Raw genomic sequence first — 14,619 nt, forward strand, 5'->3', positions numbered from 1 at the left:
GTTGGATTTCCATTTCTAAACCTTTGCGCTGCGCAGACGCAGCGAATTGAGCACCACCGAGATCGACGAGGCGCTCATGGCGAAAGCGGCGAACATGGGGCTGATGAGAATGCCGAAGAAGGGAAACAGAACACCCGCCGCGACCGGTACGCCGGAGGCATTGTAGATCAGCGCGAAGAAGAGATTCTGGCGGATGTTGCGCATGGTCGCCTGCGCAAGCCGTCGTGCGCGAACGATACCGTCGAGGTTTCCCTTAACCAAAGTGATGCCGGCGCTTTCGATGGCGACGTCGGCGCCGGTGCCCATGGCGATCCCGACATCTGCTTGGGCCAACGCCGGCGCGTCGTTCACGCCGTCCCCGGCCATCGCGACCTTGCGGCCTGCCTCTTGCAGCTCCCTGATGATGCGGGCCTTGTCCTCGGGCAGAACATCTGCCCGGATCTCGTCGATGCCGAGCCGCGATCCGATCGCCTTTGCCGTGCGTTCATTGTCGCCCGTGGCCATGATGACGCGGAAACCAAGCGCATGCAGATCCTTGATCGCAGCGGGGGTCGTCTCCTTGATCGGGTCCGCGACGCCGACCAGGCCGGCGATCACGCCTTCGACCACCACGAACATGACCGTCTCGCCTTCGTCGCGGCGAGCGTCTGCCTTGGCAGTCAGGTCGCCTGCCTCGAGCCCCAGATCGCGGATCATCGCGAGGTTGCCGAGCGCGACCGACTTTCCATCGACGACTCCTTTGACCCCCTTGCCGGTCACGGCCTCGAAATCCGTCGCATCGGCCATCTTCACCCCGCGCTCTTCCGCACCCCGAACGATGGCTTCGGCGAGCGGATGCTCGGACCCGCGTTCGAGCGAGGCGGCAAAGCGCAGGACTTCCGGCTCGTCATGGCCTGTCTCGGGCAGGACGGCGACAAGCTTCGGCTTGCCCTCGGTCAGGGTGCCGGTCTTGTCGACAATGAGAGTGTCGACCTTTTCGAACCGCTCCAGCGCCTCGGCGTTCTTGATCAGTACCCCGGCCTGTGCACCGCGGCCTGTGGCTGTCATGATCGACATGGGCGTGGCCAAGCCCAATGCACAGGGGCAGGCAATTATCAACACCGCGACGGCTGAGATCAACGCATAGGACAGCGCCGGTGCCGGCCCCCAGATCGCCCAGGCGATGAAGGACAGGATTGCGATGCCGATCACCGCCGGGACGAAAAATCCGGCGACCTGGTCGGCGTATTTCTGGATCGGCGCCCGGCTGCGCTGCGCGTTCGCCACCATTTCGACGATCTGGGACAGCATCGTGTCGGCCCCGACGCGCGTTGCCTCCATCACCAGGCTGCCGGTTCCGTTGATCGTGGCCCCGGTCACAGGATCGCCCTCGGTCTTCTCGACAGGGACAGGCTCGCCCGAGATCATGCTTTCATCGACGGAGGACCGGCCATCGACCACGACGCCGTCGACCGGCACCTTGTCACCGGGCCGCACGCGCAGTTCGTCGCCCACCTGAACCTCTTCGAGTGCGATTTCCTCTTCCGTCCCGTCAGGCCGGATCACGCGGGCGGTCTTTGCCGCCATGTCAAGAAGCGCGCGGATCGCCTTGCCCGTGCCTTCTCGGGCGCGCAGCTCCATCACCTGGCCGAGCAACACGAGTGTCACGATCACGGCGGCCGCCTCGAAATAGACGCCGACATGCCCCTCGGGGTCGCGGAAGCCGTCCGGAAAGATGCCCGGAGCCAGAACCGCGACGATGCTGAAGATCCAGGCAGCCATCACGCCCATGCCGATCAGCGAGAACATGTTGAGGTTCATGGTGCGAAACGAATTCCAGCCGCGTACCAGGAACGGCCATCCGCACCAGAGGACGACGGGCGTGCCGAGCACCAGTTCGATCCAGAGCGTCGTGCGTTCGCCGAAGATATCCCGCACACCGGGGAACCCGACGAACGGCGCCATGGTCAGAATCAGCAGCGGGATCGTTAAAACAGTGCCAACCCAGAAGCGCCGGGTGAAATCGACCAGCTCCGGGTTCGGGCCCTCCGCAGCCATCGCGGCCGATTCCAGTTCAAGCCCCATGCCGCAGATCGGGCAGGAGCCGGGATGCGTCTGACGGACCTGTGGGTGCATCGGGCAGGTATAGACGGCGCCATCATATCCGGCCGGAATCTCATCGTATCTGGCATCCGTCTTGCTCGAATGTCCTTGCGCGCCGTGGGCGTGGTGATCGTGCCCGGCATGGGCGTCAAGCTCCGCCTCCGGGACAAGGTGCATCCCGCATTTCGGGCAATCGCCGGGACCGTCCTGCCGCACTTCGGGGTGCATCGGGCAGACATAGGTGTCGGTGTCATCGGCGGACTGGTGAGCGTGGTCGTTCATCGGGTGTTCCTTTCGGAGCGAGTCGGGGTCAACCTAATCCTTCCACTTACTGGAAGGTCAATGCCTGACACAGCTGACCGAACCGCCTTGGCAAGCACACCGGCGGTTCCGATCACATTGGAGGGATGCGGGATGGTATCGGTGGTGACAATCCGTGCGGCACCGGCGGACATGATGACGTCATATGCCCCTTCCGCAAAGACCGCGTGGATGGCCAGACAGACCGGCGATCCGGTTCCGGCTGCAAGCAATCGCTCGACGGCGCGCGCCATCGTCCTGCCGGAAGACGCAATGTCATCGAGTATCACCGGGGTGCCCTGGTGAAGCGTGGCGCTCTCTGGCACGCTGACATCAACCTGGAGATCGCCGATCCTGACCTTTCGCAAGACTTCGTACGGTCGTGCGGCGAGCCGGGCCACTTCAGCAACCCATTGCTGGCTTTCGCTGTCAGGTCCCACGAATACGGCATCGGGCAGATTTGTCCGAATCCAGTCGGCGAGAAGTGAGGCGGAAGCGACACGCACGGCCGGGATCGTGAAAACATCCTCCAGGCGCTCGATGCGGTGCAGATGGGGATCGACCGTCACCAGCCAGTCAAAACTGTCGGCGAGAAATCCGGCGAACAGCTTTGCGCTGACGGCCTGTCCGGCATGAAAGCGCCGGTCCTGCCGCATGTATCCCAGATAAGGCGCGATCAGCCCGACGCTCCGGGCTCCCAGCTCTCGGGCCGTCTGCGCGACGAAGCGCAGCGGAAGTGCCAGCCGGTCGGGATCACGAAGGGTTGCGAGAACCGCGACATCGGCACCTTCCATATTGCCCGGCAAGGTCATCAGGCTTTCGCCGTCGGGGAAGCGATGCCAGTCGAGCGGACAGAGTTCTGCACCCAATGCCGGCGCGAGGGATCGCGAGAGAGTTTTCATTTCCGGGAACGGAACAAGGATCATGCCGAATCCTCCGACAGGGTCAGCGCGCCGACATGGGCTTCTGCATAAGCGCGTGCATAGGCCAGTTCGCCGGTCGTCTCGGCGTGGATCTCATAGAGCGGCTGTCCTGCTTCCACTGCTTCTCCGACCCGCACCAGCAGACGAATTCCCGCCCTCTGCTGGCGCGGCGCGCCGGCAAGCTTTGTAATGCGGGCAATCAAACGGTTGTCGATGGCAGAAATATTTCCTGCCGCTGCGGCTGGCATCTCAACGCGTTGCGGCGCTTCTCCGGGTTCGTGGAACCCACCCTGCGCGGCGCAGATCGCCAGGAATTTCGCCTCTGCAGCGCCCGTGTCGAGCAGAATTTCTGCCCGCGCCCTGCCCCTTCCGCCGGTTGCGCCCGGTGCCATGTCGAGCAGCCGACCCGCAAGGTCAAGAGCACGTTCGCGCAAATCCGTCGGCGCACCCGGCGCACGCCGAAGCACCGCCAACACATCCGCCGCCTCGAGCGCAGGGCCGATGCCGCGCCCGACCGGGGCCGTGCCATCACTTTCATGAAGCGCGACGCGCAGCCCGATGGCTTGACCGACCGAACTCAGGCGGGATCCCAGGGACGCTGCTGCCAGCGCTGAGCGCACCTTGGCTGTTGGCCCGACCGGCATATCGATCAGCACGTCAGTTGCACCGACCGCCGCCTTCTTTGACAGGACGCTGGCCACCAACTGTCCGGTGCTGTCAAAATCCAGCGGTCTCTCGATGCGGATGAAGTGATCGTCGGCCGGGCTGAGGTTCAGTCCGCCGCCCCAGACCACGCATCCGCCTTCGGCTTCGACCACCCTGCGCAGCGCTGCAGCGTCCAGAGCTACCGGTGCCATGACTTCCATCGTGTCGGCGGTCCCGGCGGGGGAAGTGATCGCCCGGCTCGACGTCTTGGGGATCAGATGCCCGGCTGCGGCAACGATGGCGACGACGATCGGGGTTGTTCGGTTTCCCGGCAGGCCACCGACACAATGCTTGTCCAGGACGGTCTCGCCACCCCAGTCAAGCGTTTCGCCCGCAGCCTGCATTTCGCGGGTCAGCGCCACCGTCTCTCCATCGTCAAGACGGTTTCCGGCGCTGGCAGTGATGAAGGCGGCGAGATCTAGATCCGAGAGACGGTTGTCGAGCGTATCGCGAATGATCGCGGCAAAATCCTCTCGCTGCAAACGCCCTCCATAGACCTTGGCCCGGATAGCGGACGACGAAACAGGCGGCTCGGGATGCGAGAAACCTGCCCGGTCGCCAACTTGCGCCTTCAGCGCCTTCCAGGCCGAGACCGACAGCGCAGCCTCTTCCACGGCCAGCCATGCGCCGCGCGCGACCACGTTCAGCGTGGCGATGATCCAGCGGTTGCGCAGGTCTACGCGAATTCGGGTCTCGGCGGCGAACCCTTCGGAACGACAGATGTGGCAATCTTCGTGCATGTAGACGACCGGTTGGCGGTAGGTGTCTATTCCGGAGGGGACGAGTGCGAGCGTTTCGGTCATCGCGGACGGTCCAGATACACGGTTTCCAGATGCTCGGGCGCGCGGGCCGGTCGTCCGAGTTCATGGTCAATGCGGAAGCGCAGGGCATCGGATGCCGAAGGCTCGCCATGTGTCACGTAAGTCATGCGCGGTGTCGGACCGGTCGACATCCAGCGCAGGATCTCTTCGGCGTCGGCATGGCCTGAAAACGACTGAAGTTGCACGACCTCGGCCTCGATGGGGTATTCGCGGCCAAACATCCGTAGATGATGTGCACCGTTGGCCAAAGCGGCCCCACGCGTGCCACCGGCCTGAAATCCCGACAGGAGGATCGCATTGCGGCGGTCGCCTCCGAAACTGATCAGATGATGCAGGATGCGTCCGCCGGTCAGCATTCCACTTGCCGAGATGATGATCATCGGCCCTTGGCGGGTGTTCAGGTGCTTGGATTGCTCGACGGTGTTCACTCGCTTGGCCAGCTTGAACATCGCCAAGCACTCTTCCCAGCTGACATGATGCTCGTCATGGTGCCGGTGATAGATCTCGGTGGCGTCGACCGACATGGGGCTGTTGAGAAAGACCGGGATATAGGGAATTTCGCCCCGCTCGATCAACCGCGAAATATGCAGCATCAACCCTTGGGCACGGCCGACAGCGAAAGACGGAATCAAGACCGTGCCGCCCCGGGCGAAGACCCGTTTCAGGACCGGCGCCAGTTCCGCCTCCGGGTCGATGCCGGGATGGACGCGGTTGCCGTAGGTGGATTCGCAGACAAGGACATCGGCACCGGCAAAGGGCGCGGGCGGACGCATCAACGGGTCCGGGTCGTGCCCCAGATCGCCGCTGAAATGGATGACCTTTCCACCGAACTCGATCCGGATCTGCGCTGCGCCCAGAAGGTGCCCCGCCGGAATGAAGGTCGCGGTGATATCGTCGCCCAGATCGACCCTTTGCCCGAAATCCACGGTATCGAACCGTTCGAGCGCCGCCTCGGCGTCCTTCAGCGTGTAGAGCGGTTTCGGGTTCTTGTGTTTGGAAAACCCCCGGCGCGCGGCATAGCGCGCTTCCTCCTCCTGGATGTGGCCGCTGTCCGGCAGGATCAGCCCGCAAAGCTCGGCCGTGGCACGGGTGCAGATGACGCGGCCCCCATAACCGGCCCGGATCAGTGCAGGAAGATACCCGGAATGATCCAGATGCGCATGCGTCAGCAACACGGTGTCGATGGTGGACGGTCGCGCCGGGAAGGGTTTCCGGTTTCGCGCGCGCAGTTGCTTGAAGCCCTGGAACAGGCCGCAATCGACCAGAATGCGTCGCTGACCGATCTCGAGCAGGTAGCGCGAGCCCGTGACGGTTCCGGCGGCTCCGAGAAACCGCAGCGAGGGGCGTTTGAAGGGTGTCATGCTACCCTCCTGCGGTTGGCGAAGGCGTTGAACAGGCCACCGAAGATCAGGGCGACATACCAGCCGTAGAGGAAGCTCTCGACAAGGCCGATGACGAACCCTGCGGGCGTCAGCCAGACGAACCCGGGCAGCAAGCCCGCCCAAGTCTCATACATTGCATAGCTGGGAAATATCAGGTCGAACGCCACGCAGATCAGGAAGGTCAGGGTCAGGAACAGGCTCAGCGCCCAACCAAAGGCCATCAACGGGATGCGCACTGCCCCTTCTGGACCGGACTTGCCCATCACGCAGTCACCACAGGTGAAGCGAAGCGCCACGAACAGGATGACTGCGAGGACGGCAAAATAGATGATTGCGATCATTTCAATTCTCCTTGTTGCGAACGATGGCGTTTTGACGCCTCCACCACCTTTCGATCGCTTCCGAAGCAGCCGACACGCCCTGCTTGACCTGTCCAATTTGTCGCGGATACGTCATTACCCAATTACCAGTTGTAGATCGGTGCCCAACTCATAGGGCGGAATGTCCAGATTGCGTGGCGCGGGCCCTCTTCGAATTCTGCCTGAAGTGTCGTAGTGAGACCCGTGGCAAGGGCAGAACCAGCCGCCGAAATCGCCGACTGCCGCACCGTCCTGACCCAGAGGGATGCATCCAAGATGCGTGCAGACGCCGATCACCACGAGCCATTCTCCGGTTGCGTCCGCGGCCCTGTTCTCATCCAGCGCCGGAACTTCGGCGTCGAGGTTCGGGTTCTCGCGTCTGGTATCTAGCGGATCGACCAAGTCATCGAGAGAAACGTTTCGCGCAGCGGCGACGGCGTCGGGCGATCGCCGCCAGACGAAGACCGGACGTCCCTGCCAAAGGACGGTAATACGTTGACCCTCTTCCACCCCAGTGAGGTCGATACGAACAGTTGACGCACTGCCGACATCGGCTGAAGGATTCATGGAGTTGATCAGCGGCCAGATGGCGGCACCGGTTGCGACGGCTCCGGTGCCCGCAGTTGCATAGTATAGAAAGTCGCGCCGCTCTTCTTTCCGAGGCGATTCCAGATCATCAGAAACCCAGGTCATCATTGGTTCTCCTTTCGGTCACTCAGTTCTAGCTGCCGTTGGGACGGCTAGTAACGTCGCCACCAGGTCCACCGCGACGTCCCCGCGCAAGCCGGCAAGCAGATACGCACCATCGCCCGCCCCGATCCCCATCTCTCGCGTGGCTTCCTCCAGCTTCTGGCGCTTGATTTCCACACGCCAGAACACGTCACGAGCAAGCGGCGCATTGGCGTGACCGGCTCGATCGGCACAGGCACAACTCATGCGGTTTACCAACGCCAGCAGATCGCCAGCGGTCCGAGGTTCTTGCAAGGGGCTTGTGTCGCGGCTTGGCGGGCATTGTCCCATCCATGCAGCCTCCTGTGGTCTTACCCCACATAGGGGGTCTGTATCGTAGACGCCGAGCTTTCCGGAGCATTACAAGAAAAGTCCTCCCGGCTCACATCACTGCGGCATCCTCCCTGCAATTCGAATGCAGCGCGTGGTTTTCGCATCCGGCAGGCGGGCAGAAGCAGTCGTCGCGATCCGTCTCGCAACAGGGCCCGCAATGGCTTAGCAAGCTATCCTTCAGGGCAGTGCGCGCGCGATGCAATCGCACCGCCAAAGTGCCGCGCGTCAGCCCCAGATCAGCGGCGACAGTGGCACGGTCGTCCTCTTGCAGGTCTATCCGGCGGATCAGATCGGCATCGGTCGGCCGCAATTCGGGGAGCAGACCCGCAGAACAGCGGCATAGTCGCGACAACTGACCGGTCGCATCCTCCGTCCAGCCCTCCGGCTCGGCCGCCACGGTCTCTGCAAGATGCCGTCGCCGCGAGGCTTTGCGATAGTGATCGTTCAGGGCCGAGCGCAGTACGGCATAAAGCCAGGCGTTCATCCGCTCGACATCGCGAAGCTGATCCTTGCGGGCCAGAACCCGAATGCAGAAGTCCTGAAGCACATCCTCGGCCTCTGAACGGTTTCCGAGGCGTTTGGCAAGAAATCCAAGGAACGCTTTGCGCCCCTCAATCAATGCGGTCTCGGTCGATGGTCCGCAGTCAGTTCCTTTCATATTGTTGCACATTCCAATTCCTTCCTTCAGTGACGACGATAGGTCACGCGACAAAACTGGTTCGCTGCTTGGTTGCGGTTCCCGATCGTCTGAACGCGTGCAATACCAAGGCCAGCCCGATCAGGATCATCGGCGCCGAGAGCACCTGCCCCATGGTCAGTCCCCAATCGCCAAAATGGATCGCATGGCCGACAGGATTTCCGGGGGTGACGAATTGCGTATCCGGCTGGCGAAACAACTCCACGAGACTTCTGGCAGCGCCGTATCCGACCAGGAATGTCCCGGTGAGCGCTCCCGGCATCTTCAACCAACCGCGCCGCCAGGCGAGGTAGATCAGAACGGTGCCAAGTAGCAGGCCTTCGAGCAGCGCCTCGTAAACTTGCGAGGGATGGCGGGCGCAAAGGGAAACGACACCGAGGCAATTTTGCGCAGCCGCACCCGGAAAGATCACTGCCCAGGGAACGTCGGTGGGGCGGCCCCAAAGCTCATTGTTGATGAAGTTTGCGAGCCGCCCGAGAAACAGCCCCGTCGGGGTCGCCAACGCGAGAAGGTCGGCCACACTGAGCAGCGACGCCTTCTGGCGAAGACAGAAGACCAGCCCGGCGATGGCAACGCCCAGGAAACCGCCATGGAACGACATGCCGCCCTGCCAGACTTTCAGTATCTCCAGCGGATTGGCCATGTAGTATTCCGGTTGGTAGAACAACACGAAACCGAGGCGTCCGCCGACGATCACGCCGAGGATGATCCAGGTGAGAAGTTCCTCGATCTGGCGTCGATCCAGCGGTGGCCCGGCCCTGGACCACAGCGCCGGGCGGCTGACCGCCATCACGCAAATGCGCCAGCCGATCAAAAGGCCGAAAATATAGGCAAGCGCGTACCAGCGCAGCGCAAACGTGAAGCTGCGGATCTCTATCGAGAAAAGCTCGTGGCTAATGTCCGGAAATGGGATGGCGGCGGTCAGCATAGGCTTTTTTCCTGTAGCAACGGTTTGACTTTGAAACCGGCAGCAATCCCCGGACGGCTCATTGGATTTATCAACCTGACGGCGCTTGAAAGACCCGGCGGCAGCAGCACGAGAGCGCGGCGATCAATCATGGCGCACCCGATGTCTTTTCCAGTCCCTCACGGCCACGACCAGAAAGGGCGTCAGCGTCAGAGCACCCAACCCTATGGCGGACCAGGCGGCTCGGGAAGAACTCCCGCTGACCGCCTGGTTGCCGAAATGGGCAAGAACGAAGCTCGCCGGGATGATTCCGGCGAGTGTTGCGACTGCGAACCGCCAGAAGTGCAGTCGGCTCAGCCCCGCCGCGTAACTGACGATGTCGAAGGAAATGAATGGCAGCAACCGACTGCCGAAGACCGTGAATGTCAATGCGTTCTGCGACCCCAGCCAGCCCGCGTCCACCTTGTCGCCGAGCCAGCGAATGAGAGCGTCGCGCCCCAGAAATCGCGCCAGTCCGAATGCGACAAGCGCGCCCGATTCGGCTCCGGCGACGATGTAAACGGTTCCCAATGTATGTCCGTAGGCGGCCCCCGCGGCCAGTGCGATCGGTGCGCTTGGAATTGGTGTGGCGACGATCGCGGCCGTCATCAGGACGATGACAAGCATGGGGCCCCAAAGCCCCGCCGCCTCCACCCATCCGGAAATCCGGTCGCCATCAATACGGTCGATCGCACCTGCAAGCGGACCGATAAACAGGATCGCAAGGCCCACCACCAGGAGCGCCGCGATGGCCGTCTTGGCGACCCGGCGGGAGATCGACCAATGCGCCATTCGCGGTCTCATGGCAGAAAGGGGGCGATCAGGCGGCATCGACCGCTTTTCGAAGCATATCGCGAACCTCGCCCGCGACCTCGTGCAACTGCTGGTTGTCGATGGCCTTCATCGATGCAACCGGGTCGATGGCGCTGATCTCGGTGCCGCCATCCACCGTGCGCAGGATCACGTTGCAGGGCAACATCGCGCCCACGCGCGGCTCGATCCCGATGGCCTTGTGCGCCATGCCGGGATTGCAGGCCCCGAGGATCCGGTAAGGTGTCATGTCGACGTCGATCTTCTTTTTCATCGTCGCCTTGACGTCGATCTCGGTCAGGACTCCGAATCCCTTGTCGGCAAGGGCCGCGCGAATGCGCATTTCAGCGTCGTCGATGCCGGTGCCATTCAGAATGCGATCATAGGTATAGACCATTCCTGATCTCCTTTCGTTCACTTGGACAGATATTTGACGAATGCGAAAATCCCCAACACCACAAAGACGAAGAGGAGCAGCATCCATATTCCGCCCATACCGTAACTCATCATGGAAACCTCCATAAACTCAGAGTGATGCGGCGCCAGCATTGCGCCGGCGCCGGCCACTCAGTTGTCGTCCATCATGGTGCCGTCGCTCATGCCCGCGCCCATGCCGGGCTGCGCTGACATCATGCTCTCGCGCATCGACTGCATGCGATCCATCATGTCGGCTGGTGCCATCATTTCTTCTGACGTGACCGATCCATCGCCATCGGCGTCCAGATGCTGGAACCGATCCACCATCATCTCGCGGATCATGGCGCTGTGAAGGGTTTCGAACTCGGCGATCGAGAGTGCGCCGTCGCCGTCGCTGTCGTATTCGCCCAGTTGCGCCTGCATCTGGCCGCGCATTTCATCGGCCGTCACAGTGCCGTCGCCATCCGCGTCGAACATCTGCATCATGGTGCCACCCATCGGGCCCATTCCGCCCATCATGCCGCCGCCCATCATGCCGCCGCCATGCATCTGCTGCATCATGCCCATCATGTCGTTCATGCCGCCCATCATCCCCATCATGCCGGAACCACTGTTCTGCATTGCGCCCGACACCGGCGTGACATCTGCTCGGCCGCCATGGCCATGATGGGAATCCGCGAGTGCAGCACCGCCAATGGCGGTTGTTGTCACCGCGATTGCTGCAAGAAGAGTAGTGCGTTTCATTTGGAAAACCTCGTATCCGTGTTGCGATAACGATGATATGGCAGGTGATTGGCGCGATGGAATGCCGGGCACTTCGGCGCTTTGTATCGGTGGGTCGCAATTGAGGAACCCGTTACATTGCGCGACAAAACTCCGTTGGGGATCCCGAAGAAATCGTCAGACTTGGGGTTGGGTACGATCGGCGTATTCATCTGCAACCGCTGACAAACACAAATCCCCCACGGAATTGTTTGCGGCGGGCACGACAGACAGCTGGCGGTCCTTGTCGTGCTGCTGCAAACGCAATCCGCCCGGTAACGGAAAATCCGCCCCCGGCGATGCTGCCAACCCATGGCCATCCACTTTTTCAGGGCGGATATGTGAAGCCCCGCTTGCGGTCGATCAAGTGCGGGTCAATACCAGTCTACCGCGTATCACCGTGCGCTACATGGAGCACTGGTCACGACGTGCGCTCATCCGCGTATCATCACAACTGGCACAGGATTTTCCCCACCGGATCTCAAGTCCCCGCAAGAGATGACACGTCGTAGCCCGCCTCGCGGATGGCCTCGGAAATGGCGCTTTCGCTTAGGAAGCTCTCGACGGTAACGGATTTGACATCAAGTGCGCACTCAACAGTCGCCGTCGGGTCGATTGCCTTGATTGCCTTTTCGATTGCCGCGGTGCAATGCCCGCAGCTCATGTCCGGTACATTGAATCTGCTCATAGCCATCTCCTTCATCCTCGCGACGAAGATGGGTGCTTCCCACATGGGAAGGTCAAGAAAAAAAATTCTTTTGCACCCCGTTGACCTTCCAGCAAGGGGAAGCCCTAGGTACTGTCGAGATGATGAAGGAGACTCAGATGCAAATGTCACAAGGCCTGCGGGTTTCTGTCCAGAACATGTCCTGCGCTTCATGCGTGGGCAGGGTCGAGCGCGTTCTCTCAGCCCTGCCTGGCGTCACAGAGGTGAATGTGAACCTCGCGGCTGAAACGGCGCAGGCGCAGGTCGATTCCACATCCCGGATCAGCGAAGTGGTCGAAGCATTGAACCAGGCGGGCTATCCCGCCCGAACCCGATCGGTTCGGCTGAACATTTCATCCATGTCCTGTGCCTCCTGCGTGGGCCGCGTGGACAAGGCCCTGGCAGCGGTGCCCGGGGTCTTGAGCGTCAATGTCAACCTCGCGTCAGAAACCGCAACCGTCGACTTTGCCGATGGAGCCGTTGATCTGGCCGATCTGCTGAAGGCCGCAAAGGAGGCTGGCTACCCGGCGGAGGCCTCTGGCGATACGTCTCCAGAGGATCGCGGTGCGCGCAAGCAAGACGAAGCCCGAGAACTCGCCCGCAAGACGGCCTTTGCGGCAACACTTGCGCTGCCGGTTTTCCTGCTCGAGATGGGCGCGCATCTGGTGCCGGGCATGCATGAGTTGATCGGTCGCACGATAGGCCACCAGACAAGCTGGATGATCCAGTTCATCCTGACCACCGTAGTACTGGCCTGGCCCGGAAGACACTTCTACACAAAGGGATTGTCGGCACTGCTGAAAGGCGCGCCTGACATGAACAGCCTCGTGGCTGTGGGAACTGGCGCGGCGTATCTCTATTCCCTCACCGCGCTTTTTGCGCCGTCGCTGCTGCCCGAAGCGTCCCGCGCGGTCTACTTCGAGGCGGCTGCGGTCATTGTCGTATTGATCCTTCTGGGGCGCTGGATGGAAGCACGCGCCAAGGGCCGCACCGGGGCGGCGATCCAGAAGCTGCTCGGCCTGCAACCAAACACCGCGCGGGTCTTGGTGAACGGAGAGCCGACGGACGTCGCCATCGACCAGATCGGTGTCGGCGATATTCTGGTCGTCCGGCCCGGAGAACGCGTCGCGGTGGATGGTGAAGTGACCCAAGGCAGCGCGCGCGTCGATGAAAGCATGATCACTGGCGAGCCGGTTCCTGTTGAGAAAGCAGAGGGCGACCCGGTGACGGGTGGCACTGTCAACGGCGCCAGCAGCTTTCAGTTTCGCGCCGTTCGCGTCGGGGCGGATACGACGCTCGCCCAGATCATCCGAATGGTGGAAGAGGCACAGGGTGCGAAGCTGCCGATCCAGGGAATCGTGGATCGCATCACGCTGTGGTTCGTTCCGGCGGTCATGGCGTTGGCCCTGTTGACGGTGCTGACATGGCTCTTGCTGGGACCATCACCGGCGCTGTCCTACGCGCTTGTGGCGGGTGTATCGGTGCTGATCATCGCCTGTCCTTGCGCTATGGGTCTGGCGACACCGACCTCCATCATGGTGGGGACCGGACGCGCCGCGGAAATGGGTGTTCTGTTTCGCAAAGGCGACGCGCTGCAGGAGCTGACGTCGGTCAATGTTGTGGCCCTGGACAAGACCGGCACGGTGACCGAAGGTCGCCCGGAATTGACCGACTTGGTGCTGGCCGAAGGATCTGCCCGCGCGGAGGTGCTCGCACTTGTTGCAGCAGTCGAGGCACAATCGGAACATCCCATTGCCGATGCTGTCGTTCGGGCGGCCAGGACCGAGGGTGCGGCACGTTATGAAGCCGAGGCTTTCGAGTCGATCACCGGCTTTGGCGTGCGGGCTAAAGTTGCGGAGCACGATGTGTTGGTCGGCGCGGATCGCCTGATGACCCGTGAAGGTCTGGACATCAGCGCACTGGCGGATGCGGAACGTCGTATCGCGGAACAGGGCCGGACAGCGCTCTTTGCGGCGGTGGATGGAACGGTCGCGGCAGTTATCGGCGTGGCGGATCCGGTGAAGCCTGCCAGCGCCGCCGCGATTCGCGCCCTGCACGACCTCGGGTTGAAGGTTGCCATGATCACGGGCGACAAAGCGGAAACAGCAAATGCCATCGCACGGGAAACCGGCATTGACCACGTATTCGCTGGCGTTTTGCCTGATGGCAAGGTGGCAGCGCTGGAGGCGCTGAAGGGCGACCATCAACGGATAGCGTTCGTCGGAGATGGTATCAACGACGCACCCGCGCTGGCCCACGCAGATGTCGGCATCGCCATCGGCACCGGAACCGATGTGGCCATCGAATCCGCAGATGTCGTGCTGATGTCGGGCGATTTGCGGGGTGTCGTGAATGCGTTCCAGGTATCGGCACGCACCATGCGAAACATTCGTCAGAACCTGTTTTGGGCCTTCGGATACAACGTCGCTTTGATTCCGGTGGCCGCTGGCGTCTTGTATCCGACCTTCGGCCTGCTGCTGTCGCCCGTGCTTGCGGCAGGCGCAATGGCGTTCAGTTCGGTTTTCGTTTTGACCAATGCGCTGCGGCTTCGCTGGGTTCGCCCTGCGATGAGCGAAGCCGAGGTGCCGTTCACCGAAGAGACCGCTTCACCGGTCTCTGTCCCGATTGCCGCTGAATAGGGAGGGTT

The 14,619-nt window shown here is 62.1% G+C and carries 14 protein-coding genes; 1 reads left to right on the forward strand and 13 read right to left on the reverse strand.

Going from position 1 to position 14,619, the window contains the following annotated elements:
- Positions 1-15: 15 nt before the first annotated feature.
- From BKY27_RS16640 to BKY27_RS16700, 13 genes are all read right to left on the reverse strand, one after another.
- Positions 16-2,364, reverse strand: a complete 2,349-nt coding sequence (locus tag BKY27_RS16640) for a copper-transporting P-type ATPase (RefSeq protein WP_233491871.1) — start codon at positions 2,362-2,364, stop codon at positions 16-18.
- Positions 2,361-3,308 carry a ribose-phosphate diphosphokinase gene (locus tag BKY27_RS16645; protein ID WP_071675617.1) on the reverse strand — a complete coding sequence of 316 codons (948 nt, stop codon included), beginning with the start codon at positions 3,306-3,308 and terminating at the stop codon, positions 2,361-2,363. The genes BKY27_RS16640 and BKY27_RS16645 overlap by 4 nt, the downstream gene beginning before the upstream one ends.
- Positions 3,305-4,813, reverse strand: coding sequence for a thymidine phosphorylase family protein (locus BKY27_RS16650; RefSeq protein ID WP_071675618.1), 1,509 nt, complete (start codon positions 4,811-4,813; stop codon positions 3,305-3,307). Before BKY27_RS16650 ends, BKY27_RS16645 begins: the two co-directional genes overlap by 4 nt.
- Positions 4,810-6,192 carry an MBL fold metallo-hydrolase gene (locus BKY27_RS16655; protein WP_071675619.1) on the reverse strand — a complete coding sequence of 461 codons (1,383 nt, stop codon included), beginning with the start codon at positions 6,190-6,192 and terminating at the stop codon, positions 4,810-4,812. Before BKY27_RS16655 ends, BKY27_RS16650 begins: the two co-directional genes overlap by 4 nt.
- On the reverse strand, positions 6,189-6,554 hold the full coding sequence (locus BKY27_RS16660) for a DUF5676 family membrane protein (protein ID WP_071675620.1): 366 nt from the start codon (positions 6,552-6,554) through the stop codon (positions 6,189-6,191). Before BKY27_RS16660 ends, BKY27_RS16655 begins: the two co-directional genes overlap by 4 nt.
- A 114-nt stretch (positions 6,555-6,668) precedes the next feature.
- A complete protein-coding gene (gene petA, locus BKY27_RS16665; protein WP_146636279.1) occupies positions 6,669-7,268 on the reverse strand; it encodes a ubiquinol-cytochrome c reductase iron-sulfur subunit in 600 nt (199 codons plus the stop codon).
- Between the two features lie 15 nt (positions 7,269-7,283).
- Complete coding sequence (locus BKY27_RS16670; protein WP_084668013.1) at positions 7,284-7,592, reverse strand: hypothetical protein; 309 nt, start codon at positions 7,590-7,592, stop codon at positions 7,284-7,286.
- A 91-nt stretch (positions 7,593-7,683) separates the two neighbouring features.
- On the reverse strand, positions 7,684-8,292 hold the full coding sequence (locus tag BKY27_RS16675) for an RNA polymerase sigma factor (protein WP_233491872.1): 609 nt from the start codon (positions 8,290-8,292) through the stop codon (positions 7,684-7,686).
- A 43-nt stretch (positions 8,293-8,335) separates the two neighbouring features.
- Entirely contained in the window at positions 8,336-9,259 is a 924-nt protein-coding gene (gene lgt, locus BKY27_RS16680) for a prolipoprotein diacylglyceryl transferase (protein ID WP_071675622.1), read from the reverse strand.
- A gap of 123 nt (positions 9,260-9,382) precedes the next feature.
- Complete coding sequence (locus BKY27_RS16685) at positions 9,383-10,069, reverse strand: TVP38/TMEM64 family protein (protein ID WP_071675623.1); 687 nt, start codon at positions 10,067-10,069, stop codon at positions 9,383-9,385.
- Between the two features lie 28 nt (positions 10,070-10,097).
- Positions 10,098-10,484: a DUF302 domain-containing protein gene (locus tag BKY27_RS16690; RefSeq protein WP_071675624.1), complete on the reverse strand. Its 387-nt coding sequence runs from the start codon at positions 10,482-10,484 to the stop codon at positions 10,098-10,100.
- 170 nt (positions 10,485-10,654) lie between these two features.
- Positions 10,655-11,248: an EF-hand domain-containing protein gene (locus tag BKY27_RS16695; protein ID WP_084668014.1), complete on the reverse strand. Its 594-nt coding sequence runs from the start codon at positions 11,246-11,248 to the stop codon at positions 10,655-10,657.
- A gap of 499 nt (positions 11,249-11,747) precedes the next feature.
- Positions 11,748-11,954, reverse strand: a complete 207-nt coding sequence (locus BKY27_RS16700) for a heavy-metal-associated domain-containing protein (protein ID WP_071675651.1) — start codon at positions 11,952-11,954, stop codon at positions 11,748-11,750.
- Positions 11,955-12,091: 137 nt separating this feature from the next.
- Between BKY27_RS16700 and BKY27_RS16705 the strand changes: the two genes are divergently transcribed.
- Entirely contained in the window at positions 12,092-14,611 is a 2,520-nt protein-coding gene (locus BKY27_RS16705; protein ID WP_071675625.1) for a heavy metal translocating P-type ATPase, read from the forward strand.
- The last annotated feature ends 8 nt before the right edge of the window (positions 14,612-14,619 follow it).

Origin of the sequence: Nioella nitratireducens, assembly GCF_001879715.1 — a bacterium.
Taxonomy (GTDB): Bacteria; Pseudomonadota; Alphaproteobacteria; order Rhodobacterales; family Rhodobacteraceae; genus Nioella; species Nioella nitratireducens.